Raw genomic sequence first — 19,524 nt, forward strand, 5'->3', positions numbered from 1 at the left:
CTATACATTCCTCCGCAGCGGATTTCTTCTATGCTAACGCGAAAAGCCGGTTTTTAAAGTCTTTTATGGTTTTTTAGTTGTTTTTAATTTAGACAGTAAATCTTAAGAATTAGTGCCATTTAATTGTGTCAAAAGATTATCATCATTAAAAACAGCATTAATTACATTTTCATTTTTCTCTGCTTTAATTTCATTTTCATTCAGTGTCAGCTGGTACCCTTTTTGAGATAAATAATTTGAAAAAGCATTTTTGTGGTTTTGAATTTCAAATGTTGCAATTAGTTCTGGAAAAACAGTTAAAATTCGAGACAATTCTTCACTTTCAGAGTTGTCTATCGCATCCGATTTAATTGTGAGAACCATTGTTCCCTGACCATAATTTCCCAGATAGTAGCCACTTGAATTAAACATCTCAACAGCAATCATTCCTATTAGATGCAAATCATTTTGTACAGCGTCAAATTTTCCAACTGTCAATAAATCAATATTATTTTCCTCTCCATATTGCTTTAATAAAAGAGCCTGTTTCATAACAGATTCAGCATAACCGCCCGCTTTATTCTCCCAGATCCAAAGCCATGTTTCTGAAGAATGAGAAAACGAACCCAAAACCTGCATTGGAAAAGTAAGATGGTCTCCAAAAGTAATTTCTTCTTTATCCATATCAAAATTCCATGAAAGTCCATTGGTAACAGTAAAAAGATTTCTTTGTTTTTCTAAAGCAATAGCTCCAAATTTTTCCAGAAAATCATTTTCAGATGTAAAGTGTTTATTATTGCTTTGTTGATGGATAACTGCTTCTGTATTTTCTTCTTTCTTTTTAAAAAGATTATTGAATATTCCCATTCTTTTATAGATTTTTAGTTAGTATAAAATTGATGTTTGTGTTTTGTCTCGTCCTGAAAAGTTTACAAATCGATTTGATAAATCCTAGATTCTTCTTCCCAGGGATGATATCCTTGTCCGATGTATTTAAAACCAATTTTTTCGTAGAAACCAATATGATCTGTGCATAGATATAAGTTTTGAAATCCAGCTTTTTTAGAGTCTTCTTTGGCTTTTTCAATGAGTAATTTACTGTAATTGTTTCCTCTGTATTTTTCCTCTATAAAAATGGCGCAAACCCACGGATATAAATCCATTCTACTAATAAAATCATTTGTAATAAGCCCTGCACAACCTATAATTTCATTGTTGTTTTCTAATACATACCATTGTGGTAGAGAGTCTTCTGCATTTATGCTATGGCTAATGCAATCTTCATAAATTATTGGTGCTATTTCAGACCAGCTATTTTGAAAGTATTGAATGATTTTATCCTTGTATTCTGGGTTTTCCCTTACTGAAATTATTCTCATTTTATGTTTTTAAAATTATCGTACAAAAGTTTAAAAAGATGCACTTATTTTACTCACTGTTCTCATTTTTTATGCCTTTAAGCAGCGCATAAATCGCCATTGAATGTCCCTGACCTAAGTCAAAATCTTCTTTAAGCCAGTTTACAATTTCTCCGGCTTTTACTTCAGGTTTGAGCTTACCATCAATGGTAAAACCTTTTTGCTCCGCTAAAGTTCTAAACTCAGCCGGACCATTGCCTGTTTTTTCTTTAATAGTTTTTAAATATCCTTGAAATGACATGAAATAGTGGTTAGTGGGTTAGTTTATGAAGTACTAAAATACAAATTAATCATTCTGACTTTTCAAATGTTTAATATAATTGCAAATCATGATTGTCTGAACCTTTAAAAAAATGGGCTGAAAGACCTAAAAAGCAATAGCGTAGTGCAACGCGCTACGAGTAAATTAAAATTGGAAATTGCCATGAAGGAGCAAAAGAAAATGGAGGATAAAGATTCAAAGAAAAGGTATTTTCAAGATAACAAAATGTAAAATAGGGTAAACGTGCTTTTGAAATTAGGCTTGCGCCCTTACAGGGCTTAAAATTATAATTGTTTTTATTCATAGTGCTTCGCACCATGCTATTGCTAGGGCTCTTTCAGAGCAACATGTTGAGGACACTTTTATAATTACAAATCCGCACTATAGGATATATAATATTGTTATCGAGGTCTATGTCTATTACAAAATGTGCAAAGAATAGCCCATTCCGTAGGAATGTCTGTTCGGTAGAATTAAATTTAAATTACGGTTATACGTTCCGTAGGAACGTTTGATTAATGGATTAGATGTATTATTTCCGCAAAAACAGGTGTCCCTACAGGACACAACGCCAAAACGATATCATCTTTTTTCTACCGATGAGATATTCCTACGGAATATTAAATAGCTACAAGACGAATTTGCAATCTGTGCCCACAACTTGAGATAAGCATCATAATATAATATTTAGTTTACTTTGCGGGCAAGTATTGCAAATTCGTGCTATCGATTAACGATTCAGCTTTGACAATGACTTCCACGCACAGCTTTGCGAACTTAACTTATACACAAAGCATTCAAAGTAAAATAAAAAAAACTTAGCGAACTTTGCGGTAAAAAAAAGCGCACCAAAAAAAAATCTACAAAATACGATAAACAGGATACTGCATATGCGCCTTTTCGTAATGCACAGAATTTTTATAAATCCAGTTCAATTGTGCTTCAGAATTCTTGGCAAATTCGCGATCGTTTTGTTTTTTAGTTTCAAATTCGGCTTTTAGTTGCGGATTATCTTTTAGCAGTTTCGAAGCTGTATCTTCAAAAATATATTCCGAATAATGTTCTTTTTGCTGTAAAATAGGATCGAAGAAATTCCAGTTAAAGAACGAATCAACACCTTCCGGTTCAAAAGCTTCTACTAAATATTTCACTCCTTTTTGATTTGTTGGAACAATGTAATCCCCTTTGGCGAAAGCCATTTTTATAACTTTAGAAGTTAAGGACGTATTATAGTGCAAATAATGTCCTTCATAAGCATTTGGAACCGTTTTAAAATCGGCAATTTTATAGCTTTCAACCTCGATAATCGTATCATTTTTAAGTTGAGAATAAGTAATATTGTTATTTTTCAGGAGATCAATAATATTCCAGTAACCACGCGGAATAATATAAGCAGTCGGAATCACGACTTCTTTAACCGATTTGAATTCTTTGATGTACGGTACGTCTTTTTTATACGGTTTACTTCGGTCGTAATACAGACGATTTCCTGTTGTAGCATCGCTTTTTTTGTAACTTGCTTCATATCCTAGAAACGAAAATGTAGTCGCTTTTGTGCTGTCTAATTCCCATTTTAGTGTATATGTTTTTTTAGGCTGAAATTGCTCCAGATTTTTCACTCGAAGCGCTTTGATTTTCTGGTAATTCGCATCGGTAAAATCCAAAGTCGATTTGGTGTATTCGTAGGTCATTTTTACACGTTCGGCATATTTTTTCAGCATATGAGTTTCAACTACAAAACCAATTGTGTTAAACAATGAAGTGTAACCGGTCGTGTATCGCGGGCTATCTACAAACTGTCCAAAACCTTTATCGGGAGTATCTTTAAACGAATCTACATAAGGCGTTGTTTCAATTTTTTTTTGCTGTAAATCTTTTACCAGCGCCGGCATCATTTCATTATTCAAAAAATCACCCAAAACGGTTCCTAACTTATTATGCTGCGTCATGATGTAGGTTAGTTTGTATTGATAATCAGATCCGTTGCTTACATGATTATCAATAAAAACATCAGCATTTATTTTTTGAAAAATTTCAACAAAACTTTTGGTGTTTCGGGTATCTGATTTCATTAAATCACGATTCAGATCATAGTTTCGGGCATTTCCTCTAAAACCATAAATTTCCGGTCCATCCTGATTCGCTCTTGTAGTTGAATTTCTATTTAAAGCTCCGCCAATATTATAAACAGGAATAGTAACCAGAACAGTATTTTTTGGTGATTTTATTTTGCCAATGGCCAAATCCCGATAGAATTGCATCGTTGCATCTATTCCGTCAGGTTCGCCGGCATGAATCCCATTATTGATAAAAAGAACCGCTTTGCTTTTCTGAATTTTTTCAAAATCAAATTCCTTGTCAGGATTATAAACCACCATATGCAAAGGTTCGCCAGAATCTGTCGATCCCATTGCTGTAATCTGAATCGTTGGAAAATCTTTCGCCAAAAGTTTAAAATAAGCAATTGTTTCTTCATAAGAAGCCGATTGATTTCCGTTTCCTTTCTCAAAAAAGGTATCATATTTTTTAGTGTTTTGAGCGAAAATTGAGATTGTGAAAAGTGAAAGGACAATGGTAAAAAGTTTCATAAATTGGGGTTTTAATAGGAATCAAATATAAAGTTTTTATTTGTTTCAGGTTTCAGGTTTCAAGTTGAAAATTGGAGTAGAGTAACTTTGGCATTTTACCGCAAAGTGCGCAAAGATATACGCAAAGTTCGCAAAGCTTTGCGAACTTTGTGTTTGTCAACACATTCTAAACACAATTTATTTTAAAAACCTTTGCGGACTTTGCGGTAAAAATTTGAGACAAAGTTTGGGAAACCTGAAACCTGAAACAAAGAAAACCTGAAACAACTTTTTTTGCCTACTTTTGCAAAATGAATAAAAATCACCATTCCAACAACATACTTTCGAACTTAGGAATTGAAACCCTAAACGAAATGCAGGAAGTTGCTCAAGACGCAATTTTAAATGATAATAATGTATTATTACTTTCTCCTACTGGATCAGGAAAAACATTGGCTTTTTTGCTTCCGGTTTTAGAATTATTACAGCCCGAAATTCTTTCGGTTCAATGTTTAATATTAGTGCCTTCGCGTGAATTAGGTTTGCAGATCGAGCAGGTTTGGAAAAAAATGGGTACGCCATACAAAGTAAATATTTGTTACGGAGGTCACTCTATAGATACTGAAATCAAGAATTTAAGCAATCCTCCAGCGGTTTTAATAGGAACTCCAGGAAGAATTGCAGATCATATTGACAGAGATACTTTTAGAACTGATAAAATTCAGACTTTGATTCTGGATGAATTCGATAAATCATTGCAATTGGGTTTCCATGAGCAAATGTCATATATCATTGGGAAGTTGACAAAACTGAACAAACGTGTTTTGGTTTCGGCCACTTCAGATATTGAAATTCCAAGATATACAAGAGTTGTAAATCCTACTATTTTGGATTTTATTCCGGAGCAGGAAGAAAAAACAAATCTTTCGATGAAAATGATTGTTTCGCCAGCCAAAGACAAATTAGGAAGTTTGTTTAACTTGATTTGTTCGTTGAAATCTCAATCGGCTATTATTTTCTGTAATCATCGCGATGCGGCAGAACGTATTAGTGATACATTGAACGAAAAAGGAATTTACGCTACGTATTATCATGGCGGAATGGATCAGGACGAGCGCGAACGTGCTTTGATTCAGTTTAGAAACGGAAGTATGAGTTACCTCATCACAACCGATTTAGCGGCTCGTGGATTGGATATTCCGGAGATGAAACACGTAATTCATTATCATTTACCGCTTAAAGAAGACGAGTTTACACATCGTAACGGTCGTACGGCGCGTATGCAGGCTTCGGGTACGGCGTATATTATCATTCACGAAAGTGAAAAACAATTGGATTATATCGACTACGGAATGGAAGTTTTAAAGGTAGAAAACACTACTACTTTACCCAAACCACCTGAATACCAAACTATTTATATTAGCGGTGGAAAGAAAACAAAACTGAATAAGATTGATATTGTTGGTTTCTTTTCTCAGAAAGGAAAATTAGAGAAAGGCGATCTAGGATTGATCGAAGTAAAAGATTTTATTTCGTTTGCGGCAGTAAAATTCAATAAAGTAAAAGATTTATTGCATAATATTAAAGATGAAAAAATGAAAGGTAAAAAATTTAAAATCGAAGTTGCCCGTAAAGTGGTAAAGAAAGAAGAGGAAAAGTAAATTTTTTTGTTTCAGGTTTTAAGTTTCAGGTTTGTTTGCGATCAGATTTTCTTTTAATTAAAGAACTATATTAAAATCAAGAAGTAATTATTGTAGTAAAATATTTATAGTTATAATCTGTTTTGATCCTTGGCGATCACTGGATTTAGATGGTTTTTAATATATTTTGAGGGATTATGGGTGTGTTAAATTATTGAATTTCAATATTTTAATTTAAAATCGCACAGGTTTTGATTGATTTTAAACAACAATCTTAATTTATTGTTAATAAATTAACGGATAAGGCTTTAATTTATCATATTTTCTGCGTTTCTTGTGCCCGTAAATAATAAACCCCAAATTAATTATGAAAAGAATTATTACGATTGCCATTTTGATGTTTAGTTTTGTCTCTTTTGCACAAATTAAAGTTATTGAAACTGTACCGGTTGAAAGATTAGGAAAAGTAAATAACAATTATATTCAAAAAATTGGAGATGAATATACTGTTTACTATACAAGTATTCAGAACGATGACGAATCATCAAGCTTGAGAAAATTTACATTTAAAAATGTAAATAATGATTATAACAGTCTTTATAATATCATTGTAAACGGTTTTACTGCAACTCCTTTATACGATATCAAATTAGAATTACCTAACAACTATATCTGGTTACACTACACAGGAAGCGTTATTCCTGAGAAAGCTACAGTTCAGTTTATGGTTTCTTCTAAAGATGCTTCTTCTGCAACAAGCAATGTTTCTGAGCCATTATTAAAAGATCAGATCAACAAATTATTCCAAAAATAATTTACTCTAAATACAGCATAAAAAAAGGGCTATTCATATTTGAACTGCCCCCAAAAAGTTAGACACTATTTGGGGGCATTTTTATGGAAAGAAAAGTCAAGTACAATTGTGAATTTAAACTTCGTTGTGTAGAAGAAGTTTTGAAAAGACATAATTCGGTTAAAGGCACAGCTAGAGCAAACAAGATAGCTGAAAGCAACCTTACGTGCTGGATTAGCCGCTATAATGAATTTGGAATTGAAGGTCTTTTTCCAAGGCAAAAAAATAAAGTTTATACTGCAGACTTTAAATTAAAAGTGATACAAACCATTGAAAATAAGTCTTTATCTTTGGATGAAGCCTGCTTGATTTTCAAAATTCCAGCGCAGTCAACCATAATAAGCTGGCAAAGAAAATATGCAAAAGATGATTTGGCAGGTTTAGAACTTAAATCACGTGGTAGACCAGCAGTTATGAATTTTAAGAGAAAGCAACGAAAAACAGACAAACCTCTAACCAGGGAAGAGGAACTCTTAAAGGAGTTAGAGTACCTGCGCGCTGAGAATGAAATTCTAAAAAAGTTCAACGCCTTAGTTCAAGCCGAGCAAGCCAATCAAAACAAAAAGCTCAAACCATAATGGAATTAAGGCATAAGTATGATTTAGATCTTTTACTAAATTGTATGAACATGGTTAGAAGTACGTATTATTATTATGAAAAGAAAGGTCAGGCAATCGATAAATATCAAGAGATAAAAGATTTAATTAAACAGATTTACAATTATCATAAAGGTAGATTAGGATATAGACGTATTACTCTATTAATCAAAAAAGAGGGGATTTTAATTAATCACAAAACAGTGCTTCGATTGATGAAATTTTTAGGATTAAAAAGTTTAATCAGAATCAAGAAGTACAGATCGTATAAAGGAGAGCAGGGAAAGATAGCTCCTAATCTACTACAGCGCAATTTTAAAGCTGATAGACCTAACCAGAAATGGGCAACCGATGTGACTGAATTTAATGTTTCTGGCAATAAATTGTACTTATCGCCGATAATTGATCTGTTTAATGGAGAGATAATTAGCTATGAATTATCACAAAGACCAGTGTTTAATCAAGTTTTAAATATGCTTGAAAAAGCATTTAAAAAAATACCCGATAATACTAATCTGACTCTGCATTCTGACCAAGGCTGGCAGTATCAAATGAAACAATACCACCATTTATTAAAGAAAAAAGGAATTAAACAAAGTATGTCCAGAAAAGGTAATTGTCTTGATAATGCGATAATTGAAAACTTCTTTGGAATATTAAAATCAGAGTTGTTTTATCTTAAAAAATACACTTCCATTAATCAATTGAAACAAGAGATTGTTGAGTATATAAATTATTATAATAATGACAGAATTAAACTTAATCTAAAAGGAATGAGCCCGATACAATATCGAGCTCATTATTATAAAACTTAATTATTAATTTGTCTAAACTTTTGGGTGCAGTCTAATTTTGAATAGCCCTTTTTTAGTTTACAGTTTTCGGTCGCAGTTTTCAGTTAGCAAATAACTCAAAACTGCGACTGTGACTGAAAACTTATATTTTCTTCACGTATTGAGTGATAATCACAATTTGCTGACCATCGACTTTTCCTTCGATGTATTCGGCGTTTTCGTGGTCCAAACGGATGTTACGAACTGCGGTTCCTTGTTTGGCTACCATGCTTGATCCTTTTACTTTAAGATCTTTGATTAAAACTACAGAATCTCCGTGTTCTAAAATCACTCCGTTGCTATCGCGGTGAATAATTTTATTCTCGTCGTCTTCACCTTCTCCGGTTGCTTGCGCCCATGCCAGAGTATCTTCGTCTAAATACATCATGTCTAATAATTCCTGAGGCCAGCCATTTGCACGTAAACGGCTTAACATTCTCCAGGCTACCACTTGTACCGCAACGTTTTCATTCCACATACTGTCGTTAAGACATCTCCAGTGATTTAAATCGACATTATCCGGGTTTTCAATTTGGTCAATACACGTACTACACGCTAAAATACTTTCGTCAAGACCGCCTTTTTTAGTCGGTAATACTTCATATACTTTTAGGTTTTCTTCGGCGCCACAAAGTTCGCATTTAGATCCGCTACGTTTGTTTAATTCTCTTTCGATGCTCATTATTTGGTTTTTATTTTAAAAATGCGAAATTACTTATAATTTGTTTCGCTTGCAAGTTTATGTTTTTTTGGTTTATTGGATCACGGATTTTGTGTTGTGAACCGGAGTATCGCGGATTTTTGTCTTTGTGAGGAACGAAGCAATCTCACTTAGTTTATCTTCTTATAAAGATCAGTATGGTTGCTTCGTTCCTCGCAATGACTCGCTTTGTGTTATTTCTTCACTCTAACAGCATCCGGAACCAGCATTTCGTATTCGCCGCCATGACGCAGTACATCGCGGACAATGCTTGAGCTAATAAATGAAGTACTTGCTGCTGTTAATAAAAATACAGTCTCTATTTTAGAAAGTTTTCTATTGGTATGGGCAATGGCTTTTTCGAATTCGAAATCGGCTGGATTGCGCAGTCCTCTCAGGATGAAATTGGCTTTTTCCTTTTTGGCTAAATCGATGGTCAATCCTTCATAAGTAATTACCGAAATTTTCGGTTCGTCTTTGAAAGTTTCTTCTATAAAGCGTTTTCTTTCTTCGAGTGAAAACATATATTTTTTTTCGGCGTTTACACCAATAGCAATTACAATTTCATCAAATAAAGGAATTCCTCTTTTGATGATATCTTCGTGTCCTAGTGTTATAGGATCGAATGATCCGGGGAATATGGCTTTTCGCATTTTTTTTTAGGTTCAGAGGTTCAAAGTTACAAAGGTTTTAATTACTAAAACCATTAGCTTTTTTTTGAGTAATTTTTAATATTTCATTTTCCTGATAAAGTTTAATTAAATCTTTTCTTGAATAATAAACTTTTCTGTTTGAATAGTTTTCAGTTTTATTTAAATCATCTATTTCATTTGGCATATACGACTGAAAATCATTCAATGTGGCGTAGACACTATCTGCGGTAATTTTATCTATTCGCATATTTGAATAATAGCCATTATTTAATTTTAAATTATAAACATCACCTTGCATTGGATTTTTTATTAGAACTCCTGCTTCATCTTTATTTTCAAAGTATCTATTAATTGTAAAAATAAGGAATAAGGCTATTATGATAGAACCGGAAAACATCCAGATTGAATAATCTAATTTTTCATTTCTTAGTTGTAATTGAGCACTTTCAGATAAATCTTCATAATCAAAGTTTTCTTCGCAATTACTACATCTTATGTAAACAGTTTTTCCAACCGGAAATAATGGAATGAGAGTAACGTGTGTGTATTTTTTATAAATGCTAAAATGCAATGCATCTTGTGTATTACATTTTGGGCATTTTTCGTTTAAAATCACACCGTTTTTAATATTTGAATCTCGAGTCCCAACAAGAAATAGCATATTTTTTTATTTGAAAGTTTCTGGTTTACAAAGCTACTGTTAAGTGATTCTTTTTGTATTTAAAGCCGGAACCCATTCGTCTTTTTTACAGACTTCGCATTGTGCGGTTCCTGGTTTTTGCTCTTCGGTATGACCGCAAAAAGTGCAGGCGTGAATGCCCTCTTTTTCTATTGTTTTGCTTTTTTTATTGAATGCAGCGGGTAAGATAGGTAATCCGTATTGTACTTCGTGATCTTCATAAAAAAATACGCTTATTTCTCCGCTGGTTTCTATAAAAGCATGTTTTATTTGTCCGAGATGTTCGATAGATTTTATTCGAAGTTCAGAGAAAAATTCGTCTTGTGCCAGACTTTCTTTTTTGAAAGTAGTAATAGAAAATTTTCCATTATTAATTAAACATTCGGTTTTGCCTTCTATAAATTCTTCAAATTTTTTACTTTTTCCAGTTAACCAGGTTACAGAACGGTACAAAATAATGATTACAGTAAATACAATTGCAGCGGGAACAATACCAACATCTTCATAAAACATGGGATCGCCTGCGGCAGAACCTAATGCAATTATGATTACGGTTTCGAAAATCGATAATTGTTTTACACCTCGTTTTCCTGCTAATTTTAAGGTGAGCAGCAAAATGATAAACATTACTGTAGAACGAAATATCACTTCAAGAGCAAAGTTTGCTGGAAGATTGTTGTAAAATAGTCTATTCCATTCGAAGATTTCTTTCATTTTTTTTAAGTTGCTAAGGTTCTGAGATGCTAAGTTGCTAAGGTTTTTGTCTTAAAAAAAACTAAGGTTCTGAAATCTTAGCATTTCAGAACCTTAGTATCTTAGCAACTTATATAAGTGCTAACTCAATTGCGTTTGTGAATAAATCCTGAAGCGAAATTCCGGCTGCCTGTGCTTGCTGCGGAATCAGACTTTCGGTTGTTAAACCAGGAATGGTATTCATTTCCAGCATATACGGTTCGTTGTCTACAATGATGAATTCGCTTCTTGAGAACCCTTTCATTTTTAAGACTTCGTATGCACGTTTTGCTGTTTCACCAACTTTTTGTGTTAGCTCGTCTGAGATTCTGGCTGGTGTTATTTCTTGCGATTTCCCTTCGTATTTGGCTTCGTAGTCAAAGAAATCATTGTCGGAAACAATTTCGGTGATTGGTAGAACTTTAATTTCTCCCTGATAATTAATTACTCCAACAGAAACTTCGGTACCGTCAAGGAAACTTTCGATGATAATTTCGTTGTCTTCTTTGTAAGCTACTTCGATGGCAATTGGCAATTCGGCTTCAGATTTTACTTTTGAGATTCCGAAACTGGATCCTGCTTTGTTTGGTTTTACGAAACATGGTAAACCAACTTTTTTAACGATTTCGGCTGTATTGATAATATCACCTTTATTTAGGTAATAAGAAATTGCCGTTTTGATTCCGTATGGTTTTAAAACTGATAATAAATCACGTTTGTTGAAAGTCAATGCAGCCTGGTAATAATCGCAAGAGGATTGCGGAATTCCTAGTAATTCAAAATAAGCCTGCATTAGTCCATCTTCTCCCGGTGTTCCGTGAATCGCGTTGAAAACACAGTCGAAAGTAATTTTCTGATCGTTTATAGTTACAGAAAAATCATTTTTGTCGATGGCATATTCAGCATCTTTTTCGTGTACGTACACCCATTTTTCTTTGAAAATATGAATACGGAATCCGTTGTATTTTGTTTTGTCAAGATATTGGTAAACGACGTTTCCGCTGATAAGCGAAATTTTGTATTCGCTTGAGTATCCGCCCATGATGATGGCTATGTTTTTCATTCTATGATTTATTTTGTTATGTTTAATCGTTTATTTGTTTAATTGTTTCAGGTTTCAGGTTTCAGGTTTTTTGCCACGAATTCACGAATTAAATTTAAAAAAATCTGTGTTTATCTGTCTAAATCTGTTAGATCTGCGTGCCATTTTCGATCTGCTTGTCATTTCGACGGAGAAGAAATCACACATGCTTTTCGGTAATGTATGGCAATTCTCTTTGCGGGGCTTCGACTTCGTTCAGCCTGACAAATAGTACTGAAATCTTCTAATGAATCCTAAAGCCCTAGCCCTGATGGGAGCGGCATCCTTTTATGGTGGGGTTCACCATAAAAGATACAGCGGACAGCAGGAAATAGCTCCTGAAAATTATCCTTCGACTTCGCTCAGGATGACAATCAGAACACTTTCTTGCTTAAAACAAAATTATCATTTTTTTTGAAACGAAATAGCTTTATCTTTGCGACAACTAAAAATAAATTTATGACTTTACGTAAGTATTTAACAAGCCGGGTGTTTTTTTTACAAATCTTGATTGCGGCTGCTATTATTGCTGTTTTGGGTTATCTGTTTATGCATTGGCTGACTTTTACAACTGATCATGGACATGAAATTGCGGTTCCAAATTTGTCTAAATTGACGGAGGAACAAGTTGAGGCAAAATTGGATGAACTTGACCTGGATTATGTGCTTTTGGATAGTGTTGATTACAGAAGTGAATTTCCTAAATACAGTGTTGTTGAGCAAGATCCGTTGCCGGGAACGAAGGTAAAAGTGGGAAGAAAAATATATATTAAAATTAATGCATCGGGATTTTCTTCTGTTAGAATTCCTGATTTGATCGAGAAAACGTATCGTGAGGCAGTTCCGACTTTGAAGGCTTTAGGGCTTGAGCAGGGAACGATTACTTATATTCCAAATCTTGGAAAAGATATGGTGCTGGAGATGCGTTATAAAGGTAGAAACTTAAAAGTAGGAGACCGCGTGCTGAAAGCGTCTAAAATCGACTTGGTTTTAGGTGACGGAAAAGCAAGTTATGTAGATGAAAGTCAGGCCGTAGACAGTACAGCTACGCCAACTACTGAAACCCCAAAAGATGAACAATAATAATGAAAATTTAGATCTGGAAGACGAATTATTCGAACATTTCAGGTTTGAAGTCCCTAAAGGTCAAGCGTTTTTGCGTATTGACAAATATTTAATGAATTTGATTCAGAATGCGACTCGAAATAAAATTCAGAACGCAGCAGCAGAAGGTAATATCTTTGTAAATGATATTCCTGTAAAATCAAATTATAAAGTAAAACCGTTTGATGTTGTGACGGTTATGTTAACGCATCCTCCATTTGAAAATCATATTCTTCCGGAAGATCTTCCGCTAAATATTGTTTACGAAGATGATGCTTTGTTGCTGATTAACAAGGAGCCGGGAATGGTGGTACATCCTGGTCACGGAAATTACACCGGGACTTTGGTAAATGCTTTGGCACATCATTTTGATAATTTGCCAATGAACAGCAGCGAACGCCCTGGTTTGGTTCACCGAATTGATAAGGATACATCCGGACTTTTGGTGGTCGCTAAAACAGAAGCGGCGATGACGCATTTGGCGAAACAATTTGAAGCTAAAACTTCTGAACGTGAGTATATTGCTCTTGTTTGGGGAAATGTTGCCGAAGAGTCGGGAACGATTGAAGGAAATTTGGCGAGACACTTAAAAGACCGCATGCAAATGGCTGTTTTTGCTGATCCTGAAATTGGAAAACCTGCAATTACGCATTATAAGGTTTTGGAACGTTTTGGTTATGTTACTTTGATTTCATGTAAATTAGAAACGGGTAGAACACATCAGATTCGTGCACATATGAAACATATCGGGCATCCGCTTTTTAATGACGAACGTTATGGCGGTCATTTGATTTTGAAAGGAACGACTTTTACGAAATACAAACAATTTATTGATAATTGTTTTAAAGCATTACCACGTCAGGCTTTGCATGCTAAAACACTTGGTTTTGTGCATCCTACAACTGGAGAAATGATGCGTTTTGATACTGAACTTCCTCAGGATCTTCAGGATTGTATTGAAAAGTGGCGTAACTATGGTAAGACGCATAGTATAGAAGAGGAGGAGTAAAATTTTAGATTTTAGAAATTAGATTTTAGAATAAAGAAAATAGAGAAGAGATTTTCTCGTATAAAAAAAGCTCCAATTTGGAGCTTTTTTGTTTTTTACTATTTAGGGTTTTCTTTTTACCATTAAGATATTAAGTTAGTTAAGCGTTGAACTTAATTATCTTAATGGTTAAATAATAAAAAATCTATTCAATGTTTTTAATGGTTAGGTCTATAATTTTTGCTTCTCCGTTGGTTAAGAAACCAAGTTTGCCTTGTTGGCTTAGTTTGGTTTTTTCAAGGGAACATTCTAAAAAGGTTTCGTTATCGACTGAAAAGAATAATTTATTATTTGAAACTCTAATTTTTACCTGGTACCATTTGTTGTTTTCTAATTTCATTGGTTTTTTAAGCAACGTTATTCCTCCGCGTTTGCCGTACTCATCGCTGTTTTTATTGTAAACACCTCTTCCTATTACGATATTCTGATCGATTTGGTAGAGATAGGTTCTGATGTAATTTTCTTTATCGATGTTAAGCATGACTTCAAAAAGAGATTCTTTGGTCATATTTACTTTAAAATGGATCTCATAATTTTCAGGCAGTTGTTTTTTTGATTCTATTACGCCCCAATGCATCTGACCTCCTTTTCCTATTAGAGTGTCTTTTTGGAGCAGCCATTCTTTTGAATTAAAATTCCAATTGGATTTTAGTGGAGTGGTTTCAGATATTTGATATGTTTTTTTTGCTGTTGAAATGCTACCGCAGCACGAAGCGATTATTAGTGGAAATGCTAATAATAAGATATATCTAATTTTCATTTTTTGTCTTTTTAGTTGAGCTCAGAGTGGTATTTTATTTTACCAATAGATCCTGTTGGCGATGGTAAAAGTTCAAAAACCGAAGTAGGAGCAAGGCCGGTTTCAATACGATGCGATACGTACAAAATACTCACGTTGGTTTCTTGTTTGATGGTATTGATAAGCTGAATGACCAAATCGACATTTTCGTCGTCCAAACCTTCTACGGGTTCATCTAAAATTAATAATGGCGGGTGTTTTAAAACGGCACGAACAATCAATGCAACTCTTTGCTGACCGATGGAAAGATCTATGAAACGCTTTTTTCTTAAAGATGTCATTTCGATCACTTCAAGCCATTGCGCAACGATTTGTTTTTGATGTGTGGTTGGCTCAATATACAATCCTATAGAATCAAAGAATCCCGAAAGAATCATTTCTTCTAAAGTATGTCCTTTTTGGAATAAATCGGTCATGGAAGTGGTGAAAATCCCTATTTGTTTTTTGATATCCCAAACACTTTCACCGGTTCCTTTTTTTCTTCCAAATAAATGTAAATCCTGTCCAAATCCTTTTGGATTATCTCCTGTAATCAAAGATAAAATGGTGCTTTTTCCGGAACCGTTTGGCCCGATTAATTGCCAAAATTCGCCTTGTTTTATTGTCCAGGAAATATTATCTACAATTTTTCGGTCGTCATAACTTACTGAAACATTTTCCATTTTTATTAATACACTTCCGTGAAAGGAATTCGGTTCAATCGCTTTTGGAATTGCCGCTGTATTTAAAGTTTTAAATTGATTTTCGCTTTTTGAAATCGGATGCAGTTCAAATGTGTTGTCTTTGATTTGTGCTTTATTAGGAACAAAGTATAATACATCAACGAATCTGTTTACTAATTGAATAATGGCAATATCTGTTGTTAAATCTTTTAATGATTCTGCCAAAACTACACGCGAAGCCTGGTCTAAATGATCGAACGGATTATCGAAAATGATGAAATCAGGTTTTTGATTGATGCAGTATTTTAGAAACTCTTTTTTGCGTTCGCCTGACGAAAAGGTTCTCAATTGTCTGTGCGATTCAGGAGAAGCTTCTACGGTGTCGTATTGGTATTCTTTTTCGATGAATTTCTCTATGGCAATATCTGAAAACAGAATGCCTTTTTGGGTGTTAAAAACGGCTAATTCTCCCTTGGCTTCGCCGGAAAGCAAAGTGTCTATAAAAGCTTTTTTATTTACCTGATTCGATAAAAGTATATCCCAATGTTGCATTTTAAAATAGTATTTATGTAGACATAGATTAATTGTTGCTTTTTGCCACAGATTTCACAGATTAGAATGATTAATCTTTTTAATCTGTGAAATCTGTGACAAATAAGTTTTTAAGATTATCTATGTGTTAAATGTTTTTTCAGTTGATCTATTTTTTGGTTGCCAGTTCGCGATCGTTTCTCGACCATTCGCTCCAGGAACCTACGTATAATTTTGGAATTGGAATTCCGGCATAATCCATTGCCAATAAAGTATGACAGGCGGTAACTCCTGAACCGCAATGTACAATTACATTGTCAGGTTTTTTATCGCCTATAATTTCATTGTATTTTTTTGCTAAAACTTCTGGCGATTTGTAAAATCCATCTTCGTTTAAATTTTCACTAAAAGGAACATTGATAGCGCCAGGAATATGACCTGCAATTAAATCCAGCGGTTCTGTTAAGCCGTCAAAACGGTTTTTATCTCTTACATCAATTACAATATTTTCTTTCTTATTTCGGGCCTTTTCGACTTCTTCCATATCGGCCTGAGCCAGACTCCATTTTGAAATTGGATATTTTTCAGTTGGTTCAACAGTTTCTAATGCAGAACTGACAGAAAAACCCACTTTTATTGCTGCCTGTAAACCTCCATTAAGAACCTGAACTTTTTCATGGTTAATTGAGCGTAACATCCACCAAAATCTTGCTGCTGCATTCGATCCGTTTTTATCATCGTAAATGATCACATGGCTTGAAGGTGAAATTCCGATTTTTGAAAGTACCTGAGAAAATTTTTCTAAAGAAGGTAAAGGATGTCTTCCTCCGTTTGCAGGATCTTCAACAGTTGCCAAATCTTTATTCAAATCTACAAAACGAGCGTCTTTTAGATGTTCGTTTTGATAATTTTCACTGGCATTGATTCCTGCTCTGGCATCAATCAAAACAACGTTAGAAGCTTCTTTTAGTTTTAAAAGTTCTTCTGGATTTATGATGGGAGAAAGTTTTGACATTTTATTTTATTTTTTTAGAATTGCCTAACCAAAGTAATCCGTTTAAGATTAATTGGCTTTGTGGTTCATTTTCAAAAGTATACGAAAGCGTTTTATTAGTTCCGTGTTCATAATCTATATCATTATGCCCCATGTTTACATAGAGCATTTTGTAGTTTTTATTGGTCCAGACGACAGGATAATAACCTTCATGCCAAATTTCATTCGGTTTTGGGCCAGTTCCTAACGGAAAACTGCTCTCATCAATCGCTACAAGGATTTTGATATCCGGATTTTTTCTTAAATCATTGCTCCATCTGTACCATTCGTTTGGTGCTGATTTGAATGTTTTAGGAATGTTTTTCGTTGCAGGATGCTGATTTTCAATTCGTAAAACTGCCGATGTTGGTCGCCACGTATTGCTTGCATATTCTCCTGAACCTAAAAAGGTATTGTGGTACCAATTCCAGTTTTGCGGATAAGCAGAATCGTTTAGCGCAAATGCCGAAAAATGAAATCCGATAAAACTACCGCCATTTTCCATATATTTCTGAAAAGCTTCTTGCTGACTTGACGTTTCCGGTCTTGTGTCTAAAAATAAGACAACCTGATATTTTGATAAAAAATTAGCGTTTAAATTATCCCAATTGCTGGTAGAATCGTATTCAAAATGATTTTGTTCGGCTATTTTTGGAAACCATTTATTGGCTTCATGTACAAAACTGATATGTGCCTGATCGTTTTTAGCCGTATAAAAAGCAATTACTTTAAATTTAGATTTTACTTTTTTATTTTGGGTAAAGCCTATAGCGCAAATAGATAATAACGCAATCAGAATGAATTTTTTACACATGAAGTTTTATTTTTTATTAACCAGGGATTTTTTCGATCAATATTTCATTATCAGCTTTGTCGAAATAAGTGCAAGTCATTTCGATGATATCAACGCGCCATTTTGCAATTCCGGATTGGGCAGCATGATTACAGAAAGTTAGATAATCGGTTTGACCGTCCTGATGCATGACCAAAAATTCGATAAAACGTTCTTTATTGGCTACCGGAGCCACCTGAATTTCAGGATATTTTTCGTCAGTAGAAACTTTGTAATTATTTACGCCGTAATATTCTACATTTCCGTTATTAACAAAGGTATCATATCCTTTTACGCCCAAAATAATCAGGTCTTGTATATAATTTGGAAAATCTGCGCCACTTTGTACTTTGGCATGAGCTTCTTTTATTTGTTCGATTGTAAACATAATATTTGATTTAGATTATTAAAAGGTTTGCCGAGAATTACACTAATTTCCACGAATTAAATTGTAGAATCTGCAGATAAAAATTAGTGTAAATTAATGTAATTTGTGGCGAAAAAAATTATTGTTTCAAAAATGCTATTAATGGTTTTATAAATTGGTCGAAAGATTCAATATGCGGTAAATGTCCGGTATTTGGTACTTCGACTAGTTTGGCATTCGGGATTGCTTTTTGTGTTTTTTTACCCAATTCAAGATAATTTCCCATTGTTTTTCTGACTTCTTCAGATACCAAAGGTTTTCCTATAGCTGTTTTGTCTCTTGTTCCGATGATTAAAAGCGTTGGACTTTTGATGTTTTTAAACTCGTATAAAACAGGTTGCGTAAAAATCATATCATACATTAGAGCCGAATTCCAGGCTACTCTTGCATAATCAGGAGCTGTTGTCCAGCCGGCGCCAAGTTCAGCCCATTTCTGGAAATCGGCATTCCATTTTCCGTCATAATAGTTCGCCATTTGATAGCTTTTTATATTCTGATAGTTTTGTTTTAGTTCTGATTCGTACCACCAATCTACGGGTTTATAAGGTACAACCAGTTTCCAGTCTTCTAAACCAATTGGGTTTTCGAGAACTAATTTTTCAGTAGTTTCAGGATACATGAGAGCAAATCTTGTGGCCAGCATTCCGCCCATCGAATGTCCTAAGATAGTTGTTTTTTCGATTCCTAAATGATCCAGTAATTTCTTGGTATTCTCTGCCAATTGCTGAAAAGTATATTGAAAATTATCGGGTTTAGATGATTTTCCAAAACCTACCTGATCGGGAACAATTACCCTGTATCCTTCTTTTGTCAGGGCTTTTATAGTAGTTTCCCAATATGCACCATTGAAATTTTTACCGTGAAGTAAAACAATAGTTTTGTTGTTGTAATGATCAGGTTTGATATCCATATACGCCATCTTAAGATTCTGACGCTGATTACTCAATCCTAAGAATTGTACAGGAAAAGGATATTCGTAATTGGTTAAATTGATGTCCAGGGTCTTTATGTTTTCTTGCTGCGAAAAGCACAAAAAGGGGAGTAGTAACAGTATGAATTTAATCTTTCTCATTTTTTTGATGAATTTTCGTTTAA

General features: G+C 34.0%; 22 protein-coding genes. 7 read left to right on the forward strand and 15 right to left on the reverse strand.

The genetic code is table 11. The features are described 5' to 3' along the window. Positions 1-102 precede the first annotated feature (102 nt). From B0M43_RS12865 to B0M43_RS12880, 4 genes are all read right to left on the reverse strand, one after another. A complete protein-coding gene (locus tag B0M43_RS12865; protein WP_078008062.1) occupies positions 103-846 on the reverse strand; it encodes a DUF6882 domain-containing protein in 744 nt (247 codons plus the stop codon). Positions 847-908: 62 nt separating this feature from the next. Further along, complete coding sequence (locus B0M43_RS12870; RefSeq protein ID WP_078008061.1) at positions 909-1,358, reverse strand: GNAT family N-acetyltransferase; 450 nt, start codon at positions 1,356-1,358, stop codon at positions 909-911. A 49-nt stretch (positions 1,359-1,407) separates the two neighbouring features. Further along, positions 1,408-1,638, reverse strand: a complete 231-nt coding sequence (locus B0M43_RS12875; protein ID WP_078008060.1) for a DUF4287 domain-containing protein — start codon at positions 1,636-1,638, stop codon at positions 1,408-1,410. Positions 1,639-2,519: 881 nt separating this feature from the next. Then, positions 2,520-4,247: a M14 family metallopeptidase gene (locus B0M43_RS12880; protein ID WP_078008059.1), complete on the reverse strand. Its 1,728-nt coding sequence runs from the start codon at positions 4,245-4,247 to the stop codon at positions 2,520-2,522. 290 nt (positions 4,248-4,537) lie between these two features. Here B0M43_RS12880 and B0M43_RS12885 point away from each other — a divergent pair, with 290 nt between their 5' ends. The 4 genes from B0M43_RS12885 (at position 4,538) to B0M43_RS12900 (ending at position 8,130) form a co-directional block, all read left to right on the forward strand. After that, positions 4,538-5,887, forward strand: coding sequence for a DEAD/DEAH box helicase (locus tag B0M43_RS12885; RefSeq protein ID WP_078008058.1), 1,350 nt, complete (start codon positions 4,538-4,540; stop codon positions 5,885-5,887). A 346-nt stretch (positions 5,888-6,233) separates the two neighbouring features. Beyond that, positions 6,234-6,680: a hypothetical protein gene (locus tag B0M43_RS12890; RefSeq protein ID WP_065447476.1), complete on the forward strand. Its 447-nt coding sequence runs from the start codon at positions 6,234-6,236 to the stop codon at positions 6,678-6,680. Positions 6,681-6,763: 83 nt separating this feature from the next. Beyond that, positions 6,764-7,297, forward strand: a complete 534-nt coding sequence (locus tag B0M43_RS12895; protein WP_078005728.1) for a helix-turn-helix domain-containing protein — start codon at positions 6,764-6,766, stop codon at positions 7,295-7,297. Beyond that, positions 7,297-8,130, forward strand: coding sequence for an IS3 family transposase (locus B0M43_RS12900; protein WP_078005729.1), 834 nt, complete (start codon positions 7,297-7,299; stop codon positions 8,128-8,130). Before B0M43_RS12895 ends, B0M43_RS12900 begins: the two co-directional genes overlap by 1 nt. Before the next feature lie 121 nt (positions 8,131-8,251). Here B0M43_RS12900 and B0M43_RS12905 read toward each other — a convergent pair whose 3' ends face one another. The 5 genes from B0M43_RS12905 to B0M43_RS12925 form a co-directional block, all read right to left on the reverse strand. Then, positions 8,252-8,830, reverse strand: coding sequence for an alkylphosphonate utilization protein (locus tag B0M43_RS12905; protein ID WP_065447477.1), 579 nt, complete (start codon positions 8,828-8,830; stop codon positions 8,252-8,254). Between the two features lie 212 nt (positions 8,831-9,042). Next, positions 9,043-9,501 carry a pantetheine-phosphate adenylyltransferase gene (gene coaD / locus B0M43_RS12910; protein ID WP_078008057.1) on the reverse strand — a complete coding sequence of 153 codons (459 nt, stop codon included), beginning with the start codon at positions 9,499-9,501 and terminating at the stop codon, positions 9,043-9,045. A gap of 37 nt (positions 9,502-9,538) precedes the next feature. Then, positions 9,539-10,162 (reverse strand): zinc-ribbon domain-containing protein, encoded by a 624-nt coding sequence (locus tag B0M43_RS12915; RefSeq protein WP_078008056.1) that lies wholly within the window; start codon positions 10,160-10,162, stop codon positions 9,539-9,541. Between the two features lie 39 nt (positions 10,163-10,201). Beyond that, on the reverse strand, positions 10,202-10,894 hold the full coding sequence (locus tag B0M43_RS12920; RefSeq protein WP_078008055.1) for a DUF421 domain-containing protein: 693 nt from the start codon (positions 10,892-10,894) through the stop codon (positions 10,202-10,204). Positions 10,895-11,003: 109 nt separating this feature from the next. Further along, a complete protein-coding gene (locus B0M43_RS12925) occupies positions 11,004-11,975 on the reverse strand; it encodes a D-alanine--D-alanine ligase (RefSeq protein WP_078008054.1) in 972 nt (323 codons plus the stop codon). A 265-nt stretch (positions 11,976-12,240) separates the two neighbouring features. Between B0M43_RS12925 and B0M43_RS24430 the strand changes: the two genes are divergently transcribed. Genes B0M43_RS24430 through B0M43_RS12935 form a run of 3 tightly spaced genes read left to right on the forward strand, consistent with a single transcriptional unit; the run spans position 12,241 to position 14,106 of the window. Then, a complete protein-coding gene (locus B0M43_RS24430) occupies positions 12,241-12,411 on the forward strand; it encodes a hypothetical protein (RefSeq protein WP_158596292.1) in 171 nt (56 codons plus the stop codon). A 41-nt stretch (positions 12,412-12,452) separates the two neighbouring features. Then, positions 12,453-13,076 (forward strand): PASTA domain-containing protein, encoded by a 624-nt coding sequence (locus B0M43_RS12930; RefSeq protein WP_078008053.1) that lies wholly within the window; start codon positions 12,453-12,455, stop codon positions 13,074-13,076. Further along, complete coding sequence (locus B0M43_RS12935; RefSeq protein WP_078008052.1) at positions 13,066-14,106, forward strand: RluA family pseudouridine synthase; 1,041 nt, start codon at positions 13,066-13,068, stop codon at positions 14,104-14,106. Before B0M43_RS12930 ends, B0M43_RS12935 begins: the two co-directional genes overlap by 11 nt. 184 nt (positions 14,107-14,290) lie before the next feature. Here the strand turns inward: B0M43_RS12935 and B0M43_RS12940 are convergent, their stop codons facing one another. From B0M43_RS12940 to B0M43_RS12965, 6 genes are all read right to left on the reverse strand, one after another. Continuing rightward, positions 14,291-14,905 (reverse strand): hypothetical protein, encoded by a 615-nt coding sequence (locus tag B0M43_RS12940; protein ID WP_078008051.1) that lies wholly within the window; start codon positions 14,903-14,905, stop codon positions 14,291-14,293. Positions 14,906-14,916: 11 nt separating this feature from the next. Further along, positions 14,917-16,158 (reverse strand): ATP-binding cassette domain-containing protein, encoded by a 1,242-nt coding sequence (locus B0M43_RS12945; RefSeq protein ID WP_078008050.1) that lies wholly within the window; start codon positions 16,156-16,158, stop codon positions 14,917-14,919. Positions 16,159-16,306: 148 nt separating this feature from the next. After that, on the reverse strand, positions 16,307-17,152 hold the full coding sequence (locus B0M43_RS12950) for a sulfurtransferase (RefSeq protein ID WP_078008049.1): 846 nt from the start codon (positions 17,150-17,152) through the stop codon (positions 16,307-16,309). A gap of 1 nt (position 17,153) precedes the next feature. Beyond that, on the reverse strand, positions 17,154-17,984 hold the full coding sequence (locus tag B0M43_RS12955; RefSeq protein ID WP_078008048.1) for a ThuA domain-containing protein: 831 nt from the start codon (positions 17,982-17,984) through the stop codon (positions 17,154-17,156). A 16-nt stretch (positions 17,985-18,000) separates the two neighbouring features. Then, complete coding sequence (locus tag B0M43_RS12960) at positions 18,001-18,390, reverse strand: DUF1398 domain-containing protein (RefSeq protein ID WP_078008047.1); 390 nt, start codon at positions 18,388-18,390, stop codon at positions 18,001-18,003. A gap of 118 nt (positions 18,391-18,508) precedes the next feature. Then, on the reverse strand, positions 18,509-19,501 hold the full coding sequence (locus B0M43_RS12965; RefSeq protein WP_123921831.1) for an alpha/beta fold hydrolase: 993 nt from the start codon (positions 19,499-19,501) through the stop codon (positions 18,509-18,511). Positions 19,502-19,524: the final 23 nt, after the last annotated feature.

It is taken from the genome of Flavobacterium sp. KBS0721, assembly GCF_002007065.3.
In the GTDB taxonomy this organism is placed as follows: domain Bacteria; phylum Bacteroidota; class Bacteroidia; order Flavobacteriales; family Flavobacteriaceae; genus Flavobacterium; species Flavobacterium piscis.

Bases quoted from the DNA above. Each gene is read 5' to 3' on its own strand.
- B0M43_RS12955 (WP_078008048.1), bottom strand. From the start codon at position 17,984: ATGTGTAAAAAATTCATTCTGATTGCGTTATTATCTATTTGCGCTATA.
- B0M43_RS12960 (WP_078008047.1), bottom strand. From the start codon at position 18,390: ATGTTTACAATCGAACAAATAAAAGAAGCTCATGCCAAAGTACAAAGT.
- B0M43_RS12905 (WP_065447477.1), bottom strand. From the start codon at position 8,830: ATGAGCATCGAAAGAGAATTAAACAAACGTAGCGGATCTAAATGCGAA.
- B0M43_RS12945 (WP_078008050.1), bottom strand. From the start codon at position 16,158: ATGCAACATTGGGATATACTTTTATCGAATCAGGTAAATAAAAAAGCT.
- B0M43_RS12885 (WP_078008058.1), top strand. From the start codon at position 4,538: ATGAATAAAAATCACCATTCCAACAACATACTTTCGAACTTAGGAATT.
- B0M43_RS12890 (WP_065447476.1), top strand. From the start codon at position 6,234: ATGAAAAGAATTATTACGATTGCCATTTTGATGTTTAGTTTTGTCTCT.
- B0M43_RS24430 (WP_158596292.1), top strand. From the start codon at position 12,241: ATGAATCCTAAAGCCCTAGCCCTGATGGGAGCGGCATCCTTTTATGGT.
- B0M43_RS12935 (WP_078008052.1), top strand. From the start codon at position 13,066: ATGAACAATAATAATGAAAATTTAGATCTGGAAGACGAATTATTCGAA.
- B0M43_RS12875 (WP_078008060.1), bottom strand. From the start codon at position 1,638: ATGTCATTTCAAGGATATTTAAAAACTATTAAAGAAAAAACAGGCAAT.
- B0M43_RS12880 (WP_078008059.1), bottom strand. From the start codon at position 4,247: ATGAAACTTTTTACCATTGTCCTTTCACTTTTCACAATCTCAATTTTC.
- B0M43_RS12940 (WP_078008051.1), bottom strand. From the start codon at position 14,905: ATGAAAATTAGATATATCTTATTATTAGCATTTCCACTAATAATCGCT.
- coaD (WP_078008057.1), bottom strand. From the start codon at position 9,501: ATGCGAAAAGCCATATTCCCCGGATCATTCGATCCTATAACACTAGGA.
- B0M43_RS12925 (WP_078008054.1), bottom strand. From the start codon at position 11,975: ATGAAAAACATAGCCATCATCATGGGCGGATACTCAAGCGAATACAAA.
- B0M43_RS12895 (WP_078005728.1), top strand. From the start codon at position 6,764: ATGGAAAGAAAAGTCAAGTACAATTGTGAATTTAAACTTCGTTGTGTA.
- B0M43_RS12950 (WP_078008049.1), bottom strand. From the start codon at position 17,152: ATGTCAAAACTTTCTCCCATCATAAATCCAGAAGAACTTTTAAAACTA.
- B0M43_RS12865 (WP_078008062.1), bottom strand. From the start codon at position 846: ATGGGAATATTCAATAATCTTTTTAAAAAGAAAGAAGAAAATACAGAA.
- B0M43_RS12915 (WP_078008056.1), bottom strand. From the start codon at position 10,162: ATGCTATTTCTTGTTGGGACTCGAGATTCAAATATTAAAAACGGTGTG.
- B0M43_RS12900 (WP_078005729.1), top strand. From the start codon at position 7,297: ATGGAATTAAGGCATAAGTATGATTTAGATCTTTTACTAAATTGTATG.
- B0M43_RS12930 (WP_078008053.1), top strand. From the start codon at position 12,453: ATGACTTTACGTAAGTATTTAACAAGCCGGGTGTTTTTTTTACAAATC.
- B0M43_RS12965 (WP_123921831.1), bottom strand. From the start codon at position 19,501: ATGAGAAAGATTAAATTCATACTGTTACTACTCCCCTTTTTGTGCTTT.
- B0M43_RS12870 (WP_078008061.1), bottom strand. From the start codon at position 1,358: ATGAGAATAATTTCAGTAAGGGAAAACCCAGAATACAAGGATAAAATC.
- B0M43_RS12920 (WP_078008055.1), bottom strand. From the start codon at position 10,894: ATGAAAGAAATCTTCGAATGGAATAGACTATTTTACAACAATCTTCCA.